Here is a 7,209-nt window from a genome sequence, read left to right as displayed (position 1 = left end):
ATTTCAGACACGACGCTCTAGAACTCCGCCACCTTGCCCCAGGCCGAGGACCCGAACCGGTCCGGGTGGTAGGGCTTCGGATCGACGATCGGGTCCGCTCCCGAGACGATGTCGGCGATGAGGTGGCCCGCACCCGGGCCGATGCCGAAGCCGTGGCCCGAGAAGCCCGCCGCCAGGACGAGGCCGGGCACGCCCGTCACCTCGCCGATGCCGGGCACGCCGTCCGGGGTCGAATCGACGTAGCCGGCCCAGGAGGCGGTGATCGCGGTCTCGCGCAGGGCCGGCAGCATCTCGAGGGCGCGGCGGTGGGTCTCGGCGATGAGCGTCGGGTCGGGGCGCGGGTCGAGGATGCGCATCCGCTCCATCGGCGTCGGCCGGTCGAGGCGCCACTTCTTCACGCCCTCGTGGCCGCTGCGCCAGGCCTCGGTGCCGCCGGGCGCGAGCACGCGCCAGCGCTTGGCGAACATCGGCACGAATTCGCGGGCGAACAGGATCTGCTGCGGCGTGGGGTCGACGCGGGCGCGCCCGCTGATCGCCAGGTTGTAGCCGCCGCTCTCGCCGCGCCGCGTCAGCGAGATGCCCGCTGTGTAGAGCGCGTCCGGAAGGCCCGAGACGTTGGGGCCGACCGCCATGATCGACTGGCGCACCGCGGCCTGCGGGAAGCGGATGCCGAGCTGGCGCACGAAGGACGACGCCCAGGCGCCGCCGGCCATCACCACCGTGCGGGTGCGGATGGTGCCCTTCTCGGTCACCACGCCGCAGACCCGGCCGCCCTCGAGCTCGACGCCGCGGGCGGCGCAGAACTGGTGCACGGTGCCGCCGTACTTCATCACGCCGAGGGCAGCGACCGGCACCGCCCGGGAGGTGTCGGCGATGCCGTCGGTCGGCGAGAACACGCCCCCCTTCCAGGCGCGGCCGGTGGCACGGCCGTGCTCGCGCGCTTCCGCCGCGCTGAGCACGTTGGTGACCACGCCCTCGCCGGCCGCGAAGTCGCGCCACTTCGCCCAGCGGTCGATCTCGGCCTCGTCGTTGCTGAGGTAGAGCAGGCCGCGGCGGCGGAAGCCGACATCCTCGCCGATCTCGGCCTTGAGGCGGTCCCACAGGTCGAGGCTCTTCGTCGCCATCGGCAATTCGCGGGCGTCGCGGTTCTGCTGCCGGCACCAGCCCCAGTTGCGGCTCGACTGCTCGGCCCCGACGCGGCCCTTCTCGACCAGCGCGACGCTGACGCCACGGCGGGCCAGGTAATACGCCGTGAAGGTGCCGACCACGCCGCCGCCGATCACCACGACCTCGGCGGAGGCCGGCAGGTCCGGGGTGGTCTCGATGTGGAGGAGAGGTGCAGGCATCGTGGGCTCCCGTTGATGGGGGGAGCCTAGCAGGGAGCCCCCGGGCGAAGAATCCGGACTCCCCGAGCCCGGCGGCAGATTCTGCCGCGCGCCGGGCGGTCGGCCGGCATCATCCCGTGTCGCGGGGCTTGCCTGCGGGGCCGCCGGCGCGGTCTAAGCGTGGCCGAGGGCGGTGCTCGCGCCCGTCGCCGGGTGTCCCGATGCTGCAATCCGCCGTTCCCGACGCCCTCCGCCGCCAGCGCTCGATCGGCCACGTCGCCCTGGCGGTGGCACGGATGCCGGGCGGCGCCACCCGCACCACCGACCTCGCCGAATCCGGCCCCTTGCGCCTGCGCCTGCCGCGGCCGGATGCCGGTCCGATGGAGGCGGTGCTGCTCAACAGCGCCGGCGGCATCGCCTGCGGCGACCGCTTCACGGTCGAGGCGCGGCTCGCGCCGGGCGCGGACCTCGTGCTCACCACCACGGCGGCGGAGAAGATCTACCGCTCGGACGGGCCGGTGACGCGGCTCGACATCGACCTCGCGCTGGAGAGCGAGGCCGCCCTCGCCTGGCTGCCGCAGGAGACGATCCTGTTCGACGGCGCGCGGCTCGCCCGCAGCTTCACCGCCGAGATCGCCCCGGACGCGCGGCTCACCCTGTTCGAGGCCCTGGTCTTCGGCCGCGCCGCCAGGGGCGAGGTGATGCGCGACGGCGCGCTCACCGATTCCTGGCGCCTGCGCCGGGCCGGGCGCCTCGCCTACGCCGACACCTTCCGGCTCGAGGCCGACATCGCCGACACACTCGCCAAGCGGGCGGTCGCGGGCGGCGCCCGGGCGATGGCGACGCTGCTCCACCTCGCACCCGACGCGGAAAGCCGGCTCGACCAGGTCCGAGAGCTGATCGCAACGGCGGGCTGCGAGGGCCTAGCGGTCGAGGCCGGAGCCAGCGCCTGGAACGGGATGCTGAGCTTGCGCCTGCTCGGGGCCGAGATCGGCCCCTTGCGCCTCGCCGCCGCGCGGATCCTCGAGGGTTTTCGCGGCCGTCCGCTGCCGCGGGTCTGGCAGACCTGACGGCTCGGTTCTTGCCTGCACACTCTTGTCTGCCCAATCTTGCCTCGGCCACCAATCTTGCCTCGGCGTCGCGCCTCGGCGAAGGATGGAGGCCTCAACCGACCGGAGAGACCAGGCCCGTGCTGCTGACCCCCCGCGAGAAGGACAAGCTCCTCGTCGCCATGGCGGCGATGGTGGCCCGCAACCGCCTGTCCCGGGGCGTGAAGCTCAACCACCCGGAAGCGGTGGCGCTGATCACCGACTTCGTGGTCGAGGGCGCCCGCGACGGCCGCACCGTCGCCGAACTGATGCGGCTCGGCGCGCAGGTCCTCACCGCCGAGCAGGTGATGGAGGGCGTGCCGGAGATGATCCACGACATCCAGGTCGAGGCGACCTTCCCGGACGGCACCAAGCTCGTCACCGTCCACCACCCGATCCGCGGCACCCCCGCCGCCGACGTGCCCGGCGAGATCACCACGCCCGACGGCGAGATCGTGTTCAACGAGGGCGCGCCCCGCACGGTGGTCGAGGTCGCCAATACCGGCGACCGGCCGATCCAGGTCGGCTCGCACTACCACTTCTTCGAGGTCAACCCGGCGCTCCGCTTCGACCGCGACAAGGCGCGGGGCCAGCGCCTCGACATCGCGCCGGGCACCGCCGTGCGCTTCGAGCCGGGCTCGACCCGGGAGGTGGTGCTGATCCCGATGGGCGGCGGGCGCGCTGTGTACGGGTTCCGAGGTGATGTGATGGGGGCGCTGTGAGGGGCGCGAGTCCGCCGGTCCAAACTTCGACCTCATCCTGAGGTGCCCGCGCAGCGGGCCTCGAAGGAGGGCTCCAGACGACACTGCGATCCCTGGAGCCCTCCTTCGAGGCTCCGCGATCTCCGATCGCTCCACACCTCAGGATGAGGTCGGGAGTGGGATGAACCGAGGCGTGGAGGAGAGGTGACCCTGCCGGACGACCCCCATCAGATGCCCGACCATGCGCCGGACGACCAAGGCTCCACCGTCCCAGTTGACGAGGAAACGGCGCCCATCGTGAAGCCCGACGCGCTGTTCGCCCTGCGGGGCATCGCACGCCGCGCCCGCGCGAGGGCACGCCCGCCGGTCCCAAGCGCCGACCCGATCGGGGACTACCTCCTGGCCGAGGACGAGCGCACGAAAACCGAATCCACGACGCCCTCCCCCGCCCCGTCGACGCCTGCCTGACCGGACCCGCCGCCCATGTCCACCCCTCCCAAGTCCAACACCCCCAAGCCCGCCAGCCTCCCCCGCGCCGCCTACGCGGCGATGTTCGGGCCGACCAAGGGCGACCGCATCCGCCTCGCCGACACCTCCCTCGTCATCGAGGTCGAGCAGGACCACACCCGCTACGGCGAGGAGGTGAAGTTCGGCGGCGGCAAGGTGATTCGCGACGGGATGGGGCAGAGCCAGGCGAGCAACGCGGGCGGCGGCGTCGACACGGTGATCACCAACGCGGTGGTGCTCGATCACTGGGGCATCGTGAAGTGCGACGTCGGCCTGAAAGGGGGGCGGATCGCGGCGCTCGGCAAGGCCGGCAACCCGGACATCCAGGACGGCGTCACCATCGTGGTCGGGCCGGGCACGGAAGTCATTGCCGGTGAAGGCAAGATCCTCACCGCCGGCGGGTTCGACAGCCATATTCACTTCATCTGCCCGCAGCAGATCGACGAGGCGCTGAATTCCGGCATCACCACGATGCTCGGCGGCGGCACGGGGCCGGCCCACGGCACCTTCGCCACCACCTGCACGCCCGGCCCCTGGCACATCGCCCGGATGATCGAGGCGGCGGACGCCTTTCCGATGAACCTGGCCTTCGCCGGCAAGGGCAACGCCTCGAAGCCCGACAGCTTGGTCGAGATGATCCGGGCCGGCGCCTGCGCGCTCAAGCTGCACGAGGATTGGGGCACCACGCCGGCGGCGATCGATTGCTGCCTGTCGGTGGCCGACGCCCACGACATCCAGGTGATGATCCACACCGACACGCTCAACGAATCGGGCTTCGTCGAGGACACGATCGCGGCGTTCAAGGGCCGCACCATCCACGCCTTCCACACGGAGGGCGCCGGCGGCGGCCACGCGCCGGATATCATCAAGGTGGCGGGGCTGCCGAACGTGCTGCCCTCCTCCACCAACCCGACGCGGCCCTTCACCCGCAACACCATCGACGAGCATCTCGACATGCTGATGGTGTGCCACCACCTCGACCCGTCGATTCCGGAGGACCTCGCCTTCGCCGAGAGCCGGATCCGCAAGGAGACGATCGCCGCCGAGGACATCCTGCACGACATCGGCGCGCTCTCGATGATGTCGTCGGACAGTCAGGCGATGGGCCGGGTCGGCGAGGTGATCATCCGCACCTGGCAGACCGCCGACAAGATGAAGCGCCAGCGCGGCGCGCTGCCGGGCGATGCGTCTGGCAACGACAACGCGCGGGCCAAGCGCTACGTCGCCAAGTACACGATCAACCCGGCCATCGCCCACGGCATCTCGCGCCATATCGGCTCCGTGGAGGTCGGCAAGCTCGCCGACCTCGTGCTGTGGTCGCCGGCCTTCTTCGGGGTGAAGCCCGATCTCATCGTCAAGGGCGGCGCCATCGCGGCGGCGCCGATGGGCGACCCCAACGCCTCGATCCCGACCCCGCAGCCGGTGCATTACCGCCCGATGTTCGGCGCCTTCGGCCGGGTGCCGGCGGCGACGGCGCTCACCTTCGTGTCGAAGGCCGCGATCGAGGCGGGTCTTCGCGACAAGCTCGGGGTGATGAAGGAGCTGGTCGCGGTCGAGAACGTGCGCGGCGGCATCTCGAAGAAGAGCATGATCCACAACGACGCCACGCCGGTGATCGAGGTCGACCCCGAGACCTACGACGTGCGCGCCGACGGCGAATTGCTGGTCTGCGAGCCCGCCGAGGTGCTGCCGATGGCGCAGCGCTACTTCCTGTTCTGAGCTATCCTGCACCGCAGGAGGGCTCATCCATGCCCAAGCTCGCCGAGCGGGCGGCGCCGGATGCCGGCGTCTCGCCCGAGACCGACTACTTTCTCTGGACTCAAGGACAGGCCGCACTGATCCGGGCCGGCCGCTGGGCCGAACTCGATCGCGAGGCCCTGGCCGAGGAGATCGCCGATTTGGGCGGATCGCAGAAATCCGAGATCCGCTCACGCCTGACCGTCCTGCTGCATCACCTGCTGAACTGGGAGTTCCAACCGCAGCAGCGCAAATACGGCTGGCGCGCCACCATCCTCGAGCAGCGCGTGAGCCTGGACGACGTCGTGACGATGAGTCCGAGCCTGCGCGCCTGGCCGGCGGAGGTCCTGGCCAAAGCCTATCGCCTTGCCCGGGTGCGAGCCGCAGACGAGACCGGGCTGCCGGAGCGGAGCTTCCCGCAGGATTGCCCGTACACCCTGGCGCAGATCCTCGACGAGCGATTCTATCCGGGTCCGGATAAGCCGGATGTCATCTGATTTTTCTGAACGGAACCACATCATCCCATGATCCGCGCCACCCGCGTCATCCGCCGCGACGCCCTCGGCTCCGGCGAGATCGTCGACCGCATCGTGCTCGATTCCGGCGACCGGCACCGCCGCCGCATGGCGATGCGCGGCGTCGGCGGCCTCGCCTTCCTGCTCGACCTCCCCGAGCCGGCGGTGCTCGACGACGGCGACGCGCTCCGGCTCGAGGACGGACGCCTGGTCTGGGTCGAGGCGGCGGCGGAGAAACTCCTGGAGATCCGCGCGCCCACCGATCACGCCCTCAAGCGGCTGATCTGGCACATCGGCAACCGGCACATCCCGGCCGAGATCGGCCCCGATGCGCTCTGGATCGCCCACGACCACGTGCTCGCCGCGATGGTGGAGGGCCTGGGCGGCACCGCGACCCCGGTGGAACGGCCGTTCCGGCCCGAGGGCGGCGCCTATGCGGGCGGGCATTCCCACGACCATGGGCACGGTCACGGGCCTCACCACCATCATGACCATTCCCATGGCTGAAGCGGTCCCGGACGCCCTGGTGCTGCTCGCCTGGCTCTCGCCGGGCTACCCCGTCGGCGCCTACGCCTACTCGCACGGCCTCGAATGGGCGGTGGAGGCCGGCGACGTGCACGACGAGGCGTCGTTGCGGGACTGGCTCGCCGACGTCCTGAAGCACGGGGCCGGGCGCAGCGACGCGATCCTGGCCGCCCACGCCCACCGGGCCGCGGCGGCGGGGGATGCCGAGGCGCTGATCGCCGTCAACGACCTCGCCCTGGCGCTCAGCCCGTCGCGAGAGCTGCACCTCGAGACCAGCCAGCAGGGCCGCTCCTTCCTCGACGCCACCCGCGCCGCCTGGGACGTGCCGCGCCTCGCTGGCTTGAGTGCCCGTCTCGACGGGCCGGTGGCCTATCCGGTCGCGGTCGGCCTCGCCGCGGGCGCACATGGGCTCGATCGCGGCACGGTGCTGGCGGCCTATCTCGCGGCCTTCCTGCAGAACCTCGTCTCGGCGTCCCTGCGCCTCGCCCCCGTCGGCCAGACCGCCGGCACGCGGGTGGTCGCCGCCCTGATGCCGCTCGCCGCGTCCCTGGCGCGCGCGGTGCAGGACCTGCCGCTCGACGAAGCGGGCACAGCGACGGTGCGCCTCGATCTCGGCTCGTTCCGGCACGAGACGCAGTATACGCGGATCTTCCGGTCGTGACACCGATGGTCCGGATAGGAAACTCAACCAATCGCGCTTCATATAAATCTCATCTGAATATATATTATCTTTGAGAAAAGAGACCCTCGTCGGCTCACAGGCGCGGCGCCCGCCTACTCCTCCCCCCTCTGCGGGGGAGGGTGGCCTGCG

General features: G+C 71.2%; 8 protein-coding genes. 7 read left to right on the top strand and 1 reads right to left on the bottom strand.

The genetic code is table 11. The annotated features are described in order from the left end of the window. Positions 1-17: 17 nt before the first annotated feature. Positions 18-1,346, bottom strand: coding sequence for an NAD(P)/FAD-dependent oxidoreductase (locus A5481_RS29725; protein ID WP_064504489.1), 1,329 nt, complete (start codon positions 1,344-1,346; stop codon positions 18-20). A gap of 200 nt (positions 1,347-1,546) precedes the next feature. Between A5481_RS29725 and A5481_RS29720 the strand changes: the two genes are divergently transcribed. The 7 genes from A5481_RS29720 to A5481_RS29690 all read left to right on the top strand — a co-directional run bounded on the left by A5481_RS29720 (position 1,547) and on the right by A5481_RS29690 (position 7,059). After that, on the top strand, positions 1,547-2,395 hold the full coding sequence (locus A5481_RS29720) for an urease accessory protein UreD (protein WP_064504488.1): 849 nt from the start codon (positions 1,547-1,549) through the stop codon (positions 2,393-2,395). Positions 2,396-2,514: 119 nt separating this feature from the next. Next, positions 2,515-3,135 (top strand): urease subunit gamma, encoded by a 621-nt coding sequence (locus tag A5481_RS29715; protein WP_064504487.1) that lies wholly within the window; start codon positions 2,515-2,517, stop codon positions 3,133-3,135. 183 nt (positions 3,136-3,318) lie between these two features. Beyond that, positions 3,319-3,582, top strand: coding sequence for a hypothetical protein (locus tag A5481_RS29710; protein WP_064504486.1), 264 nt, complete (start codon positions 3,319-3,321; stop codon positions 3,580-3,582). A 15-nt stretch (positions 3,583-3,597) separates the two neighbouring features. Continuing rightward, positions 3,598-5,340, top strand: coding sequence for an urease subunit alpha (gene ureC / locus A5481_RS29705; RefSeq protein WP_064504485.1), 1,743 nt, complete (start codon positions 3,598-3,600; stop codon positions 5,338-5,340). 29 nt (positions 5,341-5,369) lie between these two features. Then, positions 5,370-5,855 (top strand): DUF29 domain-containing protein, encoded by a 486-nt coding sequence (locus tag A5481_RS29700; RefSeq protein WP_048434268.1) that lies wholly within the window; start codon positions 5,370-5,372, stop codon positions 5,853-5,855. A 27-nt stretch (positions 5,856-5,882) separates the two neighbouring features. Then, entirely contained in the window at positions 5,883-6,380 is a 498-nt protein-coding gene (locus A5481_RS29695) for an urease accessory protein UreE (RefSeq protein ID WP_048434267.1), read from the top strand. Then, on the top strand, positions 6,331-7,059 hold the full coding sequence (locus A5481_RS29690) for an urease accessory protein UreF (protein ID WP_048434266.1): 729 nt from the start codon (positions 6,331-6,333) through the stop codon (positions 7,057-7,059). The genes A5481_RS29695 and A5481_RS29690 overlap by 50 nt, the downstream gene beginning before the upstream one ends. Positions 7,060-7,209: the final 150 nt, after the last annotated feature.

It is taken from the genome of Methylobacterium platani, from assembly GCF_001653715.1.
GTDB lineage: Bacteria > Pseudomonadota > Alphaproteobacteria > Rhizobiales > Beijerinckiaceae > Methylobacterium > Methylobacterium platani.
The sequence above is the reverse complement of the archived record's forward strand: the minus strand, read 5'-3'. Positions and strand labels throughout refer to the sequence as shown.

Coding starts and splice junctions, on each gene's coding strand:
- A5481_RS29700 (WP_048434268.1), top strand. CDS start 5,370: ATGCCCAAGCTCGCCGAGCGGGCGGCGCCGGATGCCGGCGTCTCGCCC.
- A5481_RS29695 (WP_048434267.1), top strand. CDS start 5,883: ATGATCCGCGCCACCCGCGTCATCCGCCGCGACGCCCTCGGCTCCGGC.
- A5481_RS29725 (WP_064504489.1), bottom strand. CDS start 1,346: ATGCCTGCACCTCTCCTCCACATCGAGACCACCCCGGACCTGCCGGCC.
- ureC (WP_064504485.1), top strand. CDS start 3,598: ATGTCCACCCCTCCCAAGTCCAACACCCCCAAGCCCGCCAGCCTCCCC.
- A5481_RS29720 (WP_064504488.1), top strand. CDS start 1,547: ATGCTGCAATCCGCCGTTCCCGACGCCCTCCGCCGCCAGCGCTCGATC.
- A5481_RS29690 (WP_048434266.1), top strand. CDS start 6,331: ATGGGCACGGTCACGGGCCTCACCACCATCATGACCATTCCCATGGCT.